Below are 16291 nucleotides of genomic sequence, written 5' to 3'. Positions count from 1 at the left end.
GAGAACGACATGCAGAACATTCTGATCTACGTCGCCATGGTGGCGATCATGCTCCAGGCCGGATGCGGCACCATGTTCGAGAGCGAACGCACCTCCGCTCCCTTCGGCGCCTCGGTGCGCATGGCCGTGGCCAGCCAGACCGTCAACCCCGAGGCCGGGACCGACGCCCCGGTGGTGGGCATTGACGGCAGGTACGCCGATGCGGTGGTCAAGCGGTACCAGGCCGGTCCCGCCGAGTCCAAGGGCTCCAAGGGGTCGTCCCAGAAGTCGACCGTGATCACCGAGACCAAGTAGGCCAGGGGAAAAGGCCGAGTAAGGGAATGCAGCCGCCCCGCGGGGAAGGCGGATGGTCAAGGACCGCCGCTGTCGGGGCAAAGCAAAGGAATACGGGGAAAGAACCATGAATACCAGAATCATACCCATATCGCTGGCGATCAGCGACAAGAAGCAGCGGGAGCGCCTCGTGGAGATGATCGCGGCCAATCCCATGGCCCGCCTCGTGGACGACGACGCCGAGGAGATGGGCGTCCTGATCTACGAACCGGGCGAGTCCGTGGACGAGGACATGCCGCACATCATCCACGCCCTGGAATCCGGGCAGGCCGAGGACGTCTACCTGGCAGGCAACGTGTCCGACCCGGAGGTCCTCATCCGCGCCATGCGCAGCGGCATCCGCGAATATCTCAAGTTCCCCCTGGAGGAGAACGACTTCCGAGCCTCCCTGCTGCGCACGGCCATGCGTTCCAGCCTGGAATCGGACGAGGGCGAGAAGGGCAAGCTGTTCACGGTGCTCGGCTGCAAGTCCGGGCAGGGAACCACCTCCCTGGCCGTGAACCTGGCCTGCGCGCTCAACGCACGCCAGCCCGGCCGCACCGTGCTGCTCGACCTGCGCACCCCCATGGGCGAGGTCCCGTATTTCCTGGACCTCAAGCACGAATACACCTGGGGCGACCTGGTGGCCGACATCACCCGCCTCGACGCCACCTACCTCCAGAGCGTCATCGCCGAGCACGAGTCCGGCCTGCACGTCCTGCCCGGACCGGCCCACGCCGAACGGCCCGACAACCACACCCTGCTGATGATCCTCGAGCAGCTCCGGTCCAGCTACGACTACGTGGTGGTGGATACCTCCACCCCGGTTGAGGACGACCTGCCCAAGGAGATCGAGCTGGCCGACTCCATGCTCGTGACCCTGCAGCTCTCCCTGCCGTGCCTGGCCCGCGTGTCCCGGCTGGCCGACTCCATCGGCTCCCAGGACCCGGACGCCAACCGGCGCATGCGGCTGGTGGCCAACCGCGTGGCCCGCAACGGCTCCATCGGCGTGCCCGAGGCCGCCGAGGTCCTGAACCGGGCCATCACCTGGTCCGTGCCGGACGACGGCGAGACCGTGCTCTCGGCCATCAACCAGGGCACGCCCCTGGTCCTCGCCTTCCCCAAGTCGCCCTCGGCCAAGGCCGTGCAGGCCATCGCCAACGAGCTGGCCCCCCGGCCCCGAAAGGCCCGCAAGGGGTTCTCCCTGCCGTTCGGCTCCCTGTTCCGCAAGAAGGGCAAGGGTTCCGACGCCAATGACAGCCTTGCAGGAGCGACCTTATGAACCTCGCGGAACGACTGAACAGGAACGCGGCCAAGCGCGCCGCCACCACCGGCGCCGTTGCGGCCGCCCCCAAGGCGAAGGCCCAGCCCAAGGCCTCCAAGGTCGAGGCCGCCGAGCATTATTTCGACATCAAGACCCGCATCCACGACCGGCTCATCGACATGATCGACCTCTCGATCCTGGACTCCCTGTCCGAGACCGAGACCCGCGCCGAGATCGCCAAGGTCACCGAGGGGCTGCTGTGGGGCGAGTTCCGCAACGCGCCCCTGAACCTGGCCGAGCGCAAGCGGATGCTGGCCGAGATCCAGGATGAGGTCATCGGCCTCGGCCCCCTGGAGCCCTACGTCCAGGACCCCACGGTCAACGATATCCTGGTCAACGGCTACAAGCAGATCTACGTGGAGCGGTCCGGCAAGCTGGAGCTGACCCCGGCGCGCTTCAAGGACGACGACCACCTGCGCAAGATCATCGACCGCATCGTTTCCCTGGTGGGACGGCGCATCGACGAATCCCAGCCGCTGTGCGACGCCCGCCTGCTGGACGGCTCGCGCGTCAACGCGGTCATCCCGCCGCTGGCCATCGACGGCCCGTCGCTCTCCATCCGCAAGTTTTCCAAGGACCCGCTGGAAGTGGCCGACCTCATCGGCTTCAACTCCCTGACCCCGGAGATGGCCCTGCTCATGAAGGGCATCGTCCAGACCCAGCTCAACGTGCTCATCTCCGGCGGCACCGGCTCCGGCAAGACGACCCTGCTCAACTGCCTGTCGCGCAATGTACCCGAGGACGAGCGCATCGTGACCATCGAGGACGCGGCGGAGCTGCAGCTCAAGCAGGAGCACGTGGTCCGGCTGGAGACCCGCCCGGCCAACATCGAGGGACGCGGCGAGATCACCATGCGCGACCTGGTCAAGAACTGCCTGCGCATGCGGCCCGACCGGATCATCGTCGGCGAGGTCCGTTCCGCCGAGGCCCTGGACATGCTCCAGGCCATGAACACCGGTCACGACGGCTCCCTGACCACCATCCACGCCAACACCCCCCGCGACGCCCTGATGCGTCTGGAGACCATGATCTCCATGGCCGGGCTGAATCTCAACCCGCTGTCCATGAAGCGCTACATCTCCTCGGCCATCGACGTCATCATCCAGGCCACCCGGCTGGTGGACGGCTCGCGCAAGGTCATCTCCATCCAGGAAGTGACCGGCATGGAAGGGGAGATGATCACCATGCAGGAGATCTTCGCCTTCGAGCAGATCGGCTTGAGCGCCGAGGGCAAGGTGGAGGGATACTTCACCTCCCGGGGCATCCGCCCCAAGTTCGCGGAAAAGCTCGAACGCATGGGTTTCCCGTTCCCGCCGGACATGTTCCGCGTCACCCCCAGGCCCGCGCCCGCGAGGAAGGAGTAAGCCATGTCCATGACACTGATCATCGTCGGCGTCGCCGTGCTCGCGGTCTTCCTGCTGGTCATGGCCGTGGGCTCGTTCATGCAGTCCGGTTCCGACCGGGCCCAGCGCCGCGTCAAGGACCGGCTCCGCGCCCTGGCCATGACCGGCATCGACGACAACGCCGTGGACCTGGTCCTGCGCGAAACCACCTTGAGCGACGTGCCCATGTTCAACCGGCTGCTGGAGCGCATGCAGTGGTCCAGGAATTTCAACCGCCTCCTGTACCAGGCCGACGCCAAGGGGTCGGCGGGCACCTATCTGCTGGTCTGCGCCCTGCTGGCGGTCATCGGTTTCTATGCCGGGACCTTCTCCGACCGGCTCTGGGTCTCCCTGTGCTCGGCCGCGTTGCTCGGCTACCTGCCCGTGGGCGTGCTCCGGTCCAGGAAGCGCAAGCGCATGGACCGGTTCCAGAAGCAGCTGCCCGAGGCGCTCGACCTCATGGCCCGCGCCCTCAAGGCCGGACACACCTTCGGCGGCGGCATGCGCATGGTGGCGGACGAGTTCGAGAGTCCCATCGGTCCCGAGTTCGGCAAGACGCTGGACGAGATCAACTACGGCCTGGACGTGGACCGCGCCCTGACCAACCTCCAGGGCAGGGTGGACTGCCCGGACCTGAAGTTCTTCGTGGTCTCGGTGAACATCCAGCGCGAGACCGGCGGCAACCTGGCCGAGATCATCGCCAAGATCGCCGGGCTGGTGCGCGAGCGGTTCGCCCTGTACGGCAAGATCCGGGTCCTGTCCGCCGAGGGGCGCGTGTCCGCCTACATCCTCATTGCCCTCCCGTTCCTGATCACCGGCATCCTCTACGCGGTCAACGCCGATTACATCAGCCTGCTGTGGACCCGCGAGCTGGGGCAGAACATGGTCTGGGCGGCGGCGTTTTCCATGGTCTTCGGCGCGCTCATCATCCGCAAGATCATCACGATCAAGGTCTAGGAGGACGGCAATGAGCGATCAGTTGATACCCCTGTTCACGGCCTTCGTCGGTTTCGTCTCCGTGCTCCTGGCGGGCTACGGCCTCCTGGGCTACCTGAGCGGCGCCAGCGAGTCGGCCCGGCTCAAGGAGCGGGTCTCCGGCACCACGGTCAAGCGCAGCGACGCCCTGACCGCGCCCATCGGCTCCGCCCTGTCCGGCGTGGTGGACTTCTTCGGCAGGCTGGGGACCAAGATCGGCCCCACCGAGTCCGCCGAGATCGACAAGGGCCGCATGCGGCTGGTCCAGGCCGGACTGCGCAAGCCCGATTCTCACAAGATTTTCCAGGGCGTGAAGGGGGTCTTGGCCGTGGCGCTGGCGGGCGGATTCCTGCTCTACCGCTTCCTGCTCTCCCCGGACATGACCATGACGATGACCGGCTTCGGCACGGTCCTGATGGCCACCCTCGGCGTCTACGCCCCCGAGTACTGGCTGACCAAGAAGGTCAACAAGCGCAAGCTGACCGTGTCCGACGAGCTGCCCGACGCGCTCGATCTGCTGGTGGTCTGCGTGGAGTCCGGCATGGGGCTGGATCAGGCCGTGGACCGGGTCTGCCACGAGATGCGCAGGTCCGGGCCGATCATCAGTTCCGAGTTCAAGCTGCTGACCCTGGAGCTGCGCGCGGGCAAGTCCCGCGTGGAGGCCCTGCGCTCCCTGGCGGCCAGAGTGGGCCTGGACGACCTGAACAGCCTGACTTCCCTGCTCATCCAGGCCGACGCCTTCGGCATCAGCGTCGGCCGGACCCTGCGCGTCTACTCGGACGCCATGCGCGTCAAGCGCTCCCAGCGCGCCGAGGAAAAGGCCGCAAAGATGCCGGTGCTGCTGCTTCTTCCCCTCGTGGCGTTCATCCTTCCCGCCCTGTTCGTGGCCATCCTCGGCCCGGCGGTAATCATGAGCATGGACATGTTCATCAAGATGAACAGCCGGTAGACCGGAACAGCCAAGGAGAATTGAAATGATGAAGAATCTTTTGATCGCAACGATCGCCATCGCCGCGCTGGCCCTGACCGGGTGCGTGAACAAGTCCTACGACGACAAGACGTTCAACGAATTCGCCTACGGCGAAGAGACCCCCGGCGTGAAGCTGACCAGCGCGCAACACGAGCAGGTGGGCGACGGCTACGTGCGCCGCAACAAGCCCGAGATGGCGCTGATGCATTTCAACAAGGCCATCGAGGTCGACAAGACCAACCTCGACGCGCGGGTCAAGCGCGGCGACCTGCTGGTCTCCCAGGGGCTGGACGAACAGGCCCTGGCCGAATTCAACCGGGTCCTGGAAGTCGATCCCGACCACGCCATCGCCAACGAGGCGGCGGGCTGCGTCTACTTCCGGGCCGGGCTGTTCACCGAGGCCCAAGCGCACCTGAACAAGGCCGTGGCCCTCAATCCGCTGCTCTGGAAGGCGCACAACTTCCTGGGCATCATCCACGACCGCGCCGGGGAGTACGACGAGGCGGCCACGGAATTTTCCGCTGCGCTGGAGCTGCACCAGGGCAACGGCGTGGACGAAATCTACAACAACCTGGGCGTGGTCCAGATCGCCCGCAAGGACTACGGCGAGGCCGTGGAGACCTTCCGCCTGGCGCTCAAGTCCGGCGGGGTTTCGGCCCGCACCTACAACAACCTCGGCCTGGCCCTGGCCCGCCTGGGCCGTCTGGACGAGGCCCTGGAATCCTTCAAGTACGCCGGCGGCGAGGCCAAGGCCAACAACAACCTGGGCTACGTGCTGCTGACCGAGAACCGGCCCGCCCAGGCCGTCCCGTACTTCGAGGCGGCCATCGAGCTGTCGCCCAGCTACTACGTGAAGGCAGCCGACAACCTGAAGCGCGCCCGCCTTGCGGCCCGTTTCCAGCAGAACACCATCCAAACCAGCGGTTCCACCCCGAACCCTCTGCTTCGTCCGTCTTTCCCCGACGCGAAGCAGAACCCCGGCGAGCCTGCGGCATCTCCCGCGTCCGCAGGCTCGCCTACCCCTTCCCCCGACGTGGTCAAGGCGTCGCTGGAGAAGCCGGGTTCCGGGGATGAAGTCATATCCCTCCCGAAGACCTACGGCCTGCACGTCAGCTCCTGGCGTGACCACGAGAGCGCCTTCGCCCACTGCGAAACGCTGCGCAAGCAGGGTTTCGAGACCTGGATCAACCAGGTCGACCTGGGCGAGAAGGGCGTCTGGTACCGGGTCCTGGTCGGCAGGTTCGCCACCATCGACGAGGCCAAGGCCGAGCGGCCCGACGTGCTGGCCGTACTGAACCTCGATTCCGCCCCGGTCTTCCAGCGCGTGGACCCCAGGGACGCGGCGGTCGCTCAACTCTAACCTGCACCGAGAACGTCTTGAAAGGCACCGGCCCACACGATACCCCGGAAAGGCAGTCCACCCCTGCCTCTTCCGGGGTGTCCGCGTTACGGCCCGCCCTTTCCTTTTTCGGGGGATTTCAGTATCTTTCCCACGGCAGCGCCACGCCCGGCCCGGGCCTGAACCAAACGGGGAGTCCGTTCTTGCCGACCGAAGCCAGCAAACGCTTTCGCGTCCTCGCCGTGGACCACGACGAGCCGATGCTCACCCTCTACCGCGACATCCTCTGCTTCGAGAGCGAGGAGCCTTCCGCGCTGGAGGCGCTGTTCAGCGACGACGCCCGCCTGCCCTCCCGGGAGGAGATCGACGAGGACGCCACCCGGCCGGTCTTCGAGGTCGTCCCGGCCAGGGACCGCAAGTCCGCGGTCCGGGTCATGGAGAAGGCGCTCTCGGCTGGGGAGCCGTTCGCCATCGTGCTCATCGACGTCCACCTCTCGGCCCTGGGGACCGCCTTCGAGGGCGTGGAACTGGCCGAAGAGCTGCGCGCCCGCGACCCGGACGTGGAGATCGTGCTCCTGTCCGCGCGCCACAACGTGCCCCTCAAGGAAATCAACAAGCGCGTCCGGCCTCCGGAAAAGCTGCTCTTCCTCCAGAAGCCGTTCCGCTCGCCGGAGCTCAAGCAGCTGGCCACCTCGCTCGGCTCCAAGTGGGACGTGGAGAACCGCCTCCGGGACCTGAACGAGACCCTGGCCTTCAAGGTCGAGGCGCGGACCAGCGAGCTGAACGCGGCCAACCGGCGGCTCCGGCTGGACATCGCCAAGCGCGCCGCCGTGCTGCGCGAGCTGCAGGCCAGCGAGCAGCGCTACCGCCTGCTTTTCGAAAAGAACATCACCGGCAACTTCGCGGCGGACAGCGACGGCCTGATCCTCGATTGCAACGTGGCCTTCGCCGACATGTTCGACTTCATTTCGCCCCAGGACGCCCACGGGTCCAACATCTTCGAGCTGTGGGACAAGGCGGGCGGGACCGAATCCCTGCGCGACCTGCTGGCCCAGTCCGGGCGGCTGTCAGGCCATGAGGTGGTCTTTCTGCGCGGCCCGCTGCGCCGCCACCTGGTGGTCAGCTGCGACGTGGTCACCGACGACGAGGGCAAGGTGGAGGAGCTGCGCGGCTACCTCTACGACATCTCGGAGTCCAAGCGGCTGGAGGAGCAGTTGCGCCAGTCCCAGAAAATGGAGGCGCTCGGCACCCTGGCGGGCGGCATCGCCCACGACTTCAACAACATCCTGGGCGTCATCCTGGGATACGCCGAGATCATCGAGTCGGGCGCGGAGCCGGATTCCGGCCTGGACCGGCGCATCGGCGAGATCTCCCGCGCCGGTCGGCGGGCGCGCGACCTGGTCACCCAGATCCTGAATTTCTCGCGCCAGGGGCCGCAGGAGCGCCACGCCATGACCCTGACCCCGCTGGTCAAGGAGGCCCTCAAGCTGCTGCGTTCCAGCGTGCCCACCAACGTGGAGATCATCTCGCGCATGGAGACCGACCGGGACCAGGTCATGGCCGACGCCACCCAGATGCACCAGATCCTGCTCAACCTCTGCGGCAACGCCTCCCACGCCATGCAGGAGACGGGCGGGACCATGACCGTGACCCTGGCCGACGTGCGCGGCGACGACCCGGTGCTGCCGCCCGACGACCTGGGCAAGCCCGAGCGGTTCGTGCGCCTCACCGTGTCCGACACCGGGCCGGGCGTGGACCCGGAGGTGGCCGAGCGGGTCTTCGACCCCTTCTTCACCACCAAGAAGCAGGGCGAGGGAACCGGCATGGGACTGGCCATGGTCCACGGCATCGTCAAGCGCCACGACGGCTACGTAGTCCTGGACAACCGCCCGGGCCGGGGCGCGGCCTTCCACGTCTTCCTGCCCAAGAGCTCGGCCATGGAGCGGCGCGAGACCGACGTGCCCGCCGACCTGGTCTTCCGCGAGGGGCGCATCCTGTTCGTGGACGACGAGAAGCCGCTCACCGACATCGGCCGCGAGATGCTCGAATCCTGCGGCTTCGAGGTGGTCACCCGCACGTCCAGCGTCGAGGCCCTGGAGGCGTTCCGCTTCAAGCCGCGCGACTTCGACCTGATCATCACCGACCAGTCCATGCCCAACATGACCGGCATGGAGTTCGCCCGCGAAGTGCTCAAGATCCGGCCCGAAATCCCGATCATCCTGTGCACCGGGTTCTCGGACGCCGTGTCCTATGACCGGCTGCGCGACGTGGGCATCGGCGACTTCATCATGAAGCCGATCCTCAAGCACGACCTCATGGGGTCCATCAGCAGGCTGCTGGCCAAGAGCTGACCCCCGACGAAAAACCGGTCACCGTCACACAACGGCCTCGCTCCCGCCGCGCCTCCGCAATGCGCGCGCCTTTCCCCGCGTGCTATCCTCCCGCGGACGGCCTGTACGCCGTCCGAACCCAGAAACCGCTTTCGGAGGAAACAATGCGTTGTAAAACCTTGATTATTGCCGCCCTGGCCTGCCTGCTGGCGGGCGCGTCCGGGGCCATGGCCGGGGAGAACATCCAGGTGGGGCCTCGTCCCTATTACCTGGTCGAAAACATGGACGACGGCCCGCTCAAGGAGTCCCTTGAGATGTGCGCCGACAAGCCGCTCAAGCGGACCGCCTTCTCCATCGGCCATCGGGGCGCGCCCATGCAGTTCCCGGAACACACCCGCGAGAGCTACGAGGCCGCGGCGCGCATGGGCGCGGGCGTGCTGGAATGCGACGTGGCCTTCACCAAGGACCGCGTGCTGGTCTGCCGCCACTCCCAGTGCGACCTGGCGACCACCACCGACATCCTGTCCATCCCGGAGCTGGCCGCCAAGTGCTCCAAGCCGTTCACCCCGGCCAGGCTGGACCCGGCCACGGGCAAGGTCCTGGAGCCGGCCACGGCCATGTGCTGCACCAGCGACCTGACCGTGGAGGAGTTCAAGCGCCTCAAGGGCAAGATGGACGCCTCCAACCCGGCGGCGACCACCCCGGAGGAGTTTCTGGGCGGCACCCCGTCCTGGCGCACCGACCTGTACACCGCCACGGGCACCCTGGTGACCCACAAGGAATCCATCGAGCTGTTCAAGAAGCTCGGCGTGAAGATGACTCCCGAGCTGAAGACCCCGAGCGTGGACATGCCCTTTGACGGCGACTACACCCAGGAGAAGTACGCCCGGCAGATGATCGACGAGTACAAGCAGGCGGGCGTGGACCCGTCCATGGTCTATGCCCAGTCCTTCCGCCTGGACGACGTGCTCTACTGGCTGAAGAGCGAGCCCGCCTTCGGCGAGCAGGCCGTGTTCCTGGACGAGGACGGGGTCGGCGAGTTCCATCAGGACAAGCCCGCCACCTGGTCCCCGACCCCGGCGGAGCTGAAGGCCAAGGGCGTCCGGATCGTGGCCCCGGCCCTGTGGATGCTGGTCACGGTCAAGGACGGGAAGATCGTGCCTTCCGCCTACGCCGAGGCCATCAAGGCCGAGGGGATGAAGATCATCACCTGGTCCCTGGAACGGTCCGGCCTGCTGACCGACGGCGGCGGCTGGTACTACCAGTCGATCAAGGACGTGGTCCGCAAGCCCGGCGACACCTACACCCTGGTGGACGTCCTGGCCCAACAGGTGGGCGTCATCGGCATCTTCAGCGACTGGCCCGGCACCGTGACCTACTACGCCAACTGCAAGGGGCTCTGAGCGGCTGTTGAAAAACGGCGATCTGCGGCGTTCAGTGAATTGTTGGCGAGTCCATGAGCCGTACAAGATCTTATGACGTTGTTGTGCTCAAAAACTTCAAGTTCTCGCGTACAGGGAGTACGCTTGGACCTTGAACTGTATTCGCGCCTTGCCTCTCGCCATTATTGAACAGCCTTGAAGTTCGGCGTTTTCAACAGTCCGCCAACCACCGGCCAAAACGAAAGCCGGGACCGGATGCATCCGGTCCCGGCTCTTTCGCGGGCCGTGCGGGCCGCGCTAGGACCGGTCCACGTAGTAGGTGATCCTGGTCCTGGGGGAAAGATATTCGAGCGTCTCCGGGGGAAGCTGCGCCAGCCGGATGGACTTCTCCACCCGCAGGTCCGGCTCGTCCGCCAGGTCCACGATGAGCGCCTCCTTCTTGGGTACCTCCGGATCGTGGAGCATGACGCTCGGATTGAGCTGGTTCTTGGGGTTCACCGCCATGACCATGCCCACGTCGCCGTTGGACAGCTCCACCACCGTGCCGGGCGGGTACACGCCCACCACCGTGCCGGGCGGGTACACGCCCAGGCAGCGGATGAACAGGGCGAGCAGCTCCACGTCGAAGAGATGCTTCTGCTGGCCGAACATGTAGGACAGGGCCAGGTAGGGCGTCAGGGACTCCATGGGGTCCGCGTGGTTGCAGTGGTTGTCGTAGGCGTCGGCCACGGCCACGATGCGCGCCAGCCGGTCGATGGTCTCGCCCTTCAGCCCGCCCGGAACGCCGGAGCCGTCCATCCGCTCGTGGTGCTGGGCCAGGATGCGGGCCACTCCGTCGGGGAACCCTTTCAGCCCGGCGATAATCTCCGCGCCCAGGGCCGGATGCTCGTCCAGGAGGTTTTGTTCGGGCCGGGTCAACTCGCCGCGCTTCTTGAGCAGCTTCTTGGGCAACCGCTCCTTGCCGATGTCGTGGAACAGCGCGCCCAGGGCGAGGACGGTCATCTCCGCCTCGTCCAGCCGGGCCTCCTTGCCCACGATCATGGACAACACGGCCACGTTCATGGGGTGGGAGTAGGCGGACTCGCCCTTGTCCACCACGTTCATCAAATGCAGGGTGGATTCGCGGTCGTCCAGGAAGAGGGCGGCCAGCCGGGCGACGAACCCGACGGCGTGTCCGACGCCCTCGGTCCTGCCCGCGGCCACGTCCCTGTAGATGTCGTTGAAGGTCTTGATGCAGGCGTTGAAGCGCTTCTCGCACAGGGCGATCTGGTCCTTCTTCTCCCGCAGCCGCCGGGTGCGCTCGCGCTTGACCTCCCAGAGGTGGTCTATGACCTCCTGGGACAGCTGCTTGCGGGGCTCGGGCCGTTTGGCCTCGGTCCGCTTCTCCGGCGCGGCAGGGAGCACGTCCGACTTCTCCGGGATGCACATCACATGCGTGATGCCCAGGCTCTTGATGAGGGCTATCTGGTCGAAGTCCCGGACCTTGAAATTGCTGAAAAGAAAGGGATGCTCGAACCAACTGGTCTTTTCCAGCCGGATGAAGACGCCCGGACGGAGTTGGTCCACCGGGATGCGGTACTCTGGCATGTCTCTTTCCACCATGATGGCTCCATATACCGTATCAATGGCGATCCGACAATAGGAAGTACCCGATTGATAGTTTCAAACACCTGATTAATAAAGAATTCATTGTATTATTTCCCTTCTCGGAGAAAAAAGTCCGCAATCTCCAGCCTGTGCGGTGTCCGGCCCGGATTCCATTCCCGGGGGCCGTTGCCAAGAACGGGAAAATGGTTTACCTCTGAAGGAGGAAATCCTTGTTTTCCACATTGTTTCATCTCGGAAACATTGAATTTTAAGGCGGTGTGCAATGGTTTCGAAGCGATCGCGCCCAGGAAATAGAACCGGCGTCGGGATGTTCATCCTGATCCTGTTCCTGGTGGCCGTCAGCGGGGTGGTCTATTTCCAGACCGATCTGCTCCGGATGGTCGAAAAGGAGCCGGGATTGTCCGGCCTGGTATCGGTGCGGGGGGGCGTGTCCCTGGAGCAGCTCAAGCTGACCGCGGGCGAGATCGGGATCATCAACAGCGCCGTGGACCGTTACCGCGACACCTTTACCGGGGTGAAGCTGGTGGTCGATTCCGTGGGCCGCATCGACCACGTCGAGCCGGGCACCGTCCTGGTCATGGCCGTGGAGCTCCAGACCTCCGGCGAGCTCGTGGTCAAGTCGTGGAGCCGCAAGCTGCCGCGCAGCAAGCTCGTGGCCCAGCTGACCTCCTACATGGCCAAGGCCGCCGACGAGTACAACGAGTTCAAGCGGTTCCCCGACGTGAAGCAGAATTTCAAGACGCTCTACATCTAGCTTTTCCCAACCCCGACCCATGACGGACCCCGGCAACAGCCGGGGTCTTTTTTTGTGTCCGCGACCGGGCTAGTTCTCCATGTCCTGGAGGAGAATGTCCAAGGCGTTGATGGAGATGCGGATTTCGAGAAAGGAGTAGAGCATCGAGACGGTCAGGAAGAGGAGGCTGAGGCCGAAGAGGATCTGCCCGGCGAGCATGAATTCCTGGAAGATGCAGACCATGGAGAAGATGCAGGCGAGCATGGACATGACGCCGTACCCCTGCATGTGGCGGATCATGTGAACCCGCTTGCGCAGGTTTTCGATCTGGGCGCGGATCGCCTTGTCCCTGGACTCCCGGTAGATGTCGTGCAGGGTGCGGATGCGCGCCGCCAGGGACAGGAACCGGTTGGTAAAGGCGAGCATGAACAGCGATATGGCCGGGAACAGCAGGGCCGGGGTGGTCACGGTCATCTCCATGACGGTCTTCCTTTTCGGCGGACCGGCGGAACCGGCGCGCCAGGGCTGAGATTGGTCGAGGCGGGACCGCCCGCCGGACGCGGGCATGGGCCCGTCCGGGGAAATCCCTACCCGATGACCGGCCGGAAGTAAATCGGCGTCCCCCGGGGAACGTGCAACAGCGATCGGTCGGCAAGTCGGGATGGTCGCGCTCCCGGCCCGAAGGCAGCGAAAGGCCGCCGAGTGCCGCTGCCGATCCTTTTCCGGCCCGGTTCCGGGTCAGCTCTCCACCTGCTCCAATTCGGCCCCGGCCTTGTCGCGGGCCGCGAAGCGGTCGTCGCTGCGGTGCGTGGCCGCGTTTCCCGATTTTCCCTCGAACCAGCCGACCCGGTCGGCGGGCCAGACGTCGAAGTCCGGGACGTAGGGCTTGATGTCGATGACCGGCGTGCCGTCGAGCACGTCCACGTTGTCCAGGAACAGGCTCTCGCCCGCCACGCCGTGGAGCTCCATGACCGACAGGCCGATGGGGTTGGGCCGCTTGGGCGAGCGGGTGGCGAAGATGCCGTGGGGACGTTTGTCCAGGAAGGGAAGCACGGTCAGGTCCTGGCCTTGGATCTCGTGCAGGTGATAGAGGACGATGAGGTGGGAGAAGCCCGCGATGTCGCGCAGCCCCTCGACGAATTCGGGCAGGACGCGGATCACGCCCTGGCAGCCGCGCGCGCCCGAGGGCTGGATGGGCATGCCCTCCACGTTCTTGTGCGGGGTGTGGAAATAGCCGATGGGTTGGTAATGAATGTACATGTGTCTACCTTTGATGTGGTTCAGTCCCTATAGGCAGGAACCGTGCCACAATCAAAAGTACGCAATTCCGGCAGGTTGGACCGGGCGATAACAAATGGTCCCCCCGACAATCCTACAAAAGTGCAGTCGTCACCTACAAAAGTGTAGGAAACGGGCCTACCGGGGTTCGAGGCGGATGAGCTTGCCGTCGCCCTCGTCGGTGAGCACGTAGACCAGCCCGTCCGGCCCCTGGCGGATGTCGCGCACGCGGTCCCCCATGGGGATGTCGCGCTCGCCGGTGGGGGTGCCGTCCCTGTCCAGCTCGATGAGCCGGATGGTCTCGCTGCGCAGCCCGCCCGCCAGCAGGTCGCCCTTCCAGCCGGGGAAGGCGTCGCCCGTGTAGACCAGCAGCCCGGAGGGCGCGAACCGCCATTCCCAGACCACCGTCGGGTCGGCCATGCCCGGCAGGGAGTGGTGGTCGGCCACGTCCATGGGCAGGGTGTATTCGCGGCTGTAGGAGGCCACGGGCCAGCCGTAGTTGGCCCCGGCCTGGATGCGGTTGATCTCGTCGCCGCCGCGCGCGCCGTGCTCGCTGGCCCACAGGGTGCGGCGCAGCGGGTCCCAGGCCAGCCCCTGGATGTTGCGGTGGCCCATGGTATGCATCCCGGGAGCCGCATCGCCGTCAAAGGCCGGGGGCGCGACCGGGGTGCCGTCGTCGTTCAGCCGGACCAGCTTGCCCAAATGGGCGGACCGGACCTGGGCCATGTCGCGGGAGAGCACGCCGTTGACCCGCTTGGGCGGGTTGCCGCCGTCGCCCACCGAGAGCACCAGGGTCCCGTCGGGAAGCCAGGCCATGCGCGAGCCGAAGTGCTGGCCGCCGGTCTTGTCCGGCGCGGACCGGAACAGGGTCTCGGCCGGGCCGAACGCGCGTCCGTCGAAGGTCGCCCGCACCAGGGCGGTGTGGTTGGCGTCCTCGGTCCCTTCGGCGATGGTCATGTAGACCAGCCGGTTTTCGGCGAAGTCGGGGTGCAGGCTGATGTCGAGCAGCCCGCCCTGGCCCGTGACCAGGACCCGGGGCGCGCCCGTCACATCGGTCGCCTTGCCGTCGCGGTAGAGGGTCACCCGGCCCGGCCGCTCGGTGATCAGCAGCCCGCCGTCCGGGAGCCAGGCCATGGACCACGGGTGGTCGAGGCCGGAGAGCAGGGTGGTCCGGCGGACCGGTGCCTCCGGGACCTCCTCGGGCGAAAAATAGGGCTCGGCAAAGGCCTGGGCCCCGGTCAGGGCAAAGGCGAAACACAACAGCAGGCTCAGGGCGGGGTAGAGTATACGCATGGGCATCTCCTTGGTCGAGGTTCAGGCCCGGCCAGGGACCGTTTCGTCCACCATACCCCATATTCGGCCCGAAGGACAGGCGACGAATCGCCTGCGCCGCTCAAATCCGTTCGCAGAGGGAGCAACCCGCCGGTTTTCTTGCCCGAAGGCCGGTATCCGGGCTACTCCCCCAGCTCCCGCTTCATGCGCTCGAACTCCTCCTTGTCGATCTCGCCCTTGGCGTATCGCCGCTTCAGGATGGCCAGCGGGGTCTCCTCCCTGCCGCCGTCGCCCCTCCTGAGGGCCAGGACGACGAAGACGACGAGGACCCCCAGGATGAGGATCATGGAAAAGCCGCCGAAGGGGGAATACATCATGTGCCCGTCCCATCCGGACGGGCCGCCCCCTCCGGCCTGGGCCGCGGGCAGAAATCGCATCCAATTGATCATGTCGGCTCCTTTGGCTGTGCCGGTCTACTGCATCATGCCCCGGTTCCCGCCGTAGGGCTGGCCGCCGTAGGGCTGGCCGCCGGGATACTGCCGGTCACCGCCGGGATACCACTGGCCGCCCTGGTGCCACTGGCCCCCGCCCATCATCATGTTCATCATGTTGCCCATCATCATGTCCATCATGCCGCCGCCCATCATGCCGCCGTGCATCATGCCCATGCCGTAGTAGGACAACCCCTTTTCGCGCATGTCCACCAGCATATCCACCTGGAGCGCGTAGCACTGCGAAAGGAGCGCGCCGACCTCGTCGGCCAGCTGCTTCACCTGCTTGCGGTCGACCTTTTCCTGGGCCAGGAGACCGTTGAGCTGGGCGCGTTTGGACCACATCTTGTCCGCCAGCCGGGAGAGGTCCCCCTGGTATTTGTCGAAGATCTCCTGGTACGCCTTCTGCTGTTCGGGCGAGGCCTGATAGTTGTTCCACATGCCGTGATGGCCTGGCCCGCCCGGACCGCCGCCGGGACCCATCATCTGGCCGAAGGCCACGGTGGAGAAAAGCAGCAGCGCGGCAAGGCTCGAAACGATAATTCGCGTATTCATCATACGTCCTCCCTTGGTTGAAGATACCGCTACCGTATCACAATATGGAGATGAACGGAGTATAATCTTCGACGGCGATCGCTCGAGCCGGGCGGTCGGGCTGACGGCCCGCCGCCGGTCCACGCGCGCCCCGGAAAATCCGGATGTTTGTTTTGAAGCCCGCTTTGGGGTATGCTTGGCGGTGATTCCCGCCCCGGACGAACGGGGCGGACCCAAACGAAACGGGAGAACCATGACGGCATTTTTCGCATTGTGGCACGAAGCGGCGATGACCACCCTCGGCTTGTTCTGGATGGCGTTCTGGGCCTTCGGGCTCGGCTATCTCATCAGCTCCATGATC

Annotated in this window: 15 protein-coding genes; 9 read left to right on the top strand and 6 right to left on the bottom strand. The window is 65.7% G+C overall.

Annotation, left to right across the window (positions count from 1 at the left end; genetic code table 11):
• Positions 1-9 precede the first annotated feature (9 nt).
• From AWY79_RS17135 to AWY79_RS17100, 8 genes are all read left to right on the top strand, one after another.
• Entirely contained in the window at positions 10-294 is a 285-nt protein-coding gene (locus AWY79_RS17135; RefSeq protein ID WP_066806561.1) for a hypothetical protein, read from the top strand.
• A 106-nt stretch (positions 295-400) separates the two neighbouring features.
• Complete coding sequence (locus AWY79_RS17130) at positions 401-1594, top strand: CpaE/TadZ family protein (protein ID WP_066807364.1); 1194 nt, start codon at positions 401-403, stop codon at positions 1592-1594.
• Entirely contained in the window at positions 1591-3000 is a 1410-nt protein-coding gene (locus AWY79_RS17125) for a TadA family conjugal transfer-associated ATPase (RefSeq protein ID WP_066806557.1), read from the top strand. The genes AWY79_RS17130 and AWY79_RS17125 overlap by 4 nt, the downstream gene beginning before the upstream one ends.
• 3 nt (positions 3001-3003) lie before the next feature.
• Positions 3004-3975 (top strand): type II secretion system F family protein, encoded by a 972-nt coding sequence (locus AWY79_RS17120; protein WP_078063848.1) that lies wholly within the window; start codon positions 3004-3006, stop codon positions 3973-3975.
• A 10-nt stretch (positions 3976-3985) separates the two neighbouring features.
• On the top strand, positions 3986-4942 hold the full coding sequence (locus AWY79_RS17115; protein WP_066806555.1) for a type II secretion system F family protein: 957 nt from the start codon (positions 3986-3988) through the stop codon (positions 4940-4942).
• Between the two features lie 25 nt (positions 4943-4967).
• Positions 4968-6323: a tetratricopeptide repeat protein gene (locus AWY79_RS17110; protein ID WP_233490951.1), complete on the top strand. Its 1356-nt coding sequence runs from the start codon at positions 4968-4970 to the stop codon at positions 6321-6323.
• A 239-nt stretch (positions 6324-6562) separates the two neighbouring features.
• Positions 6563-8653, top strand: a complete 2091-nt coding sequence (locus AWY79_RS17105; RefSeq protein ID WP_418055046.1) for a response regulator — start codon at positions 6563-6565, stop codon at positions 8651-8653.
• 143 nt (positions 8654-8796) lie between these two features.
• Positions 8797-10035, top strand: a complete 1239-nt coding sequence (locus AWY79_RS17100) for a glycerophosphodiester phosphodiesterase family protein (protein ID WP_066806551.1) — start codon at positions 8797-8799, stop codon at positions 10033-10035.
• 276 nt (positions 10036-10311) lie between these two features.
• On the opposite strand, the gene AWY79_RS17095 is transcribed toward AWY79_RS17100, so the two are convergent.
• Positions 10312-11616 carry an HD-GYP domain-containing protein gene (locus tag AWY79_RS17095; protein ID WP_233490950.1) on the bottom strand — a complete coding sequence of 435 codons (1305 nt, stop codon included), beginning with the start codon at positions 11614-11616 and terminating at the stop codon, positions 10312-10314.
• A 313-nt stretch (positions 11617-11929) separates the two neighbouring features.
• On the opposite strand from AWY79_RS17095, the gene AWY79_RS17090 reads away from it, so the two are divergent.
• Entirely contained in the window at positions 11930-12376 is a 447-nt protein-coding gene (locus AWY79_RS17090; protein WP_078063847.1) for a hypothetical protein, read from the top strand.
• Positions 12377-12445: 69 nt separating this feature from the next.
• On the opposite strand, the gene AWY79_RS17085 is transcribed toward AWY79_RS17090, so the two are convergent.
• The 5 genes from AWY79_RS17085 to AWY79_RS17065 all read right to left on the bottom strand — a co-directional run bounded on the left by AWY79_RS17085 (position 12446) and on the right by AWY79_RS17065 (position 15951).
• On the bottom strand, positions 12446-12835 hold the full coding sequence (locus tag AWY79_RS17085; protein WP_066806547.1) for a DUF2721 domain-containing protein: 390 nt from the start codon (positions 12833-12835) through the stop codon (positions 12446-12448).
• A 258-nt stretch (positions 12836-13093) separates the two neighbouring features.
• On the bottom strand, positions 13094-13615 hold the full coding sequence (gene tsaA, locus AWY79_RS17080; RefSeq protein ID WP_066806545.1) for a tRNA (N6-threonylcarbamoyladenosine(37)-N6)-methyltransferase TrmO: 522 nt from the start codon (positions 13613-13615) through the stop codon (positions 13094-13096).
• A 156-nt stretch (positions 13616-13771) separates the two neighbouring features.
• The gene (locus AWY79_RS17075) at positions 13772-14926 is read right to left on the bottom strand and encodes a PQQ-dependent sugar dehydrogenase (protein ID WP_066806543.1); all 1155 of its coding nucleotides are present in this window, start codon (positions 14924-14926) and stop codon (positions 13772-13774) included.
• A gap of 161 nt (positions 14927-15087) precedes the next feature.
• On the bottom strand, positions 15088-15354 hold the full coding sequence (locus tag AWY79_RS17070; protein ID WP_066806541.1) for an SHOCT domain-containing protein: 267 nt from the start codon (positions 15352-15354) through the stop codon (positions 15088-15090).
• Positions 15355-15378: 24 nt separating this feature from the next.
• The gene (locus tag AWY79_RS17065) at positions 15379-15951 is read right to left on the bottom strand and encodes a Spy/CpxP family protein refolding chaperone (RefSeq protein ID WP_158509909.1); all 573 of its coding nucleotides are present in this window, start codon (positions 15949-15951) and stop codon (positions 15379-15381) included.
• Positions 15952-16291: the final 340 nt, after the last annotated feature.

Source organism: Pseudodesulfovibrio indicus (genome assembly GCF_001563225.1).
Taxonomy (GTDB): Bacteria; Desulfobacterota; Desulfovibrionia; order Desulfovibrionales; family Desulfovibrionaceae; genus Pseudodesulfovibrio; species Pseudodesulfovibrio indicus.
This window is presented reverse-complemented; position numbering and strand designations above follow the sequence as displayed.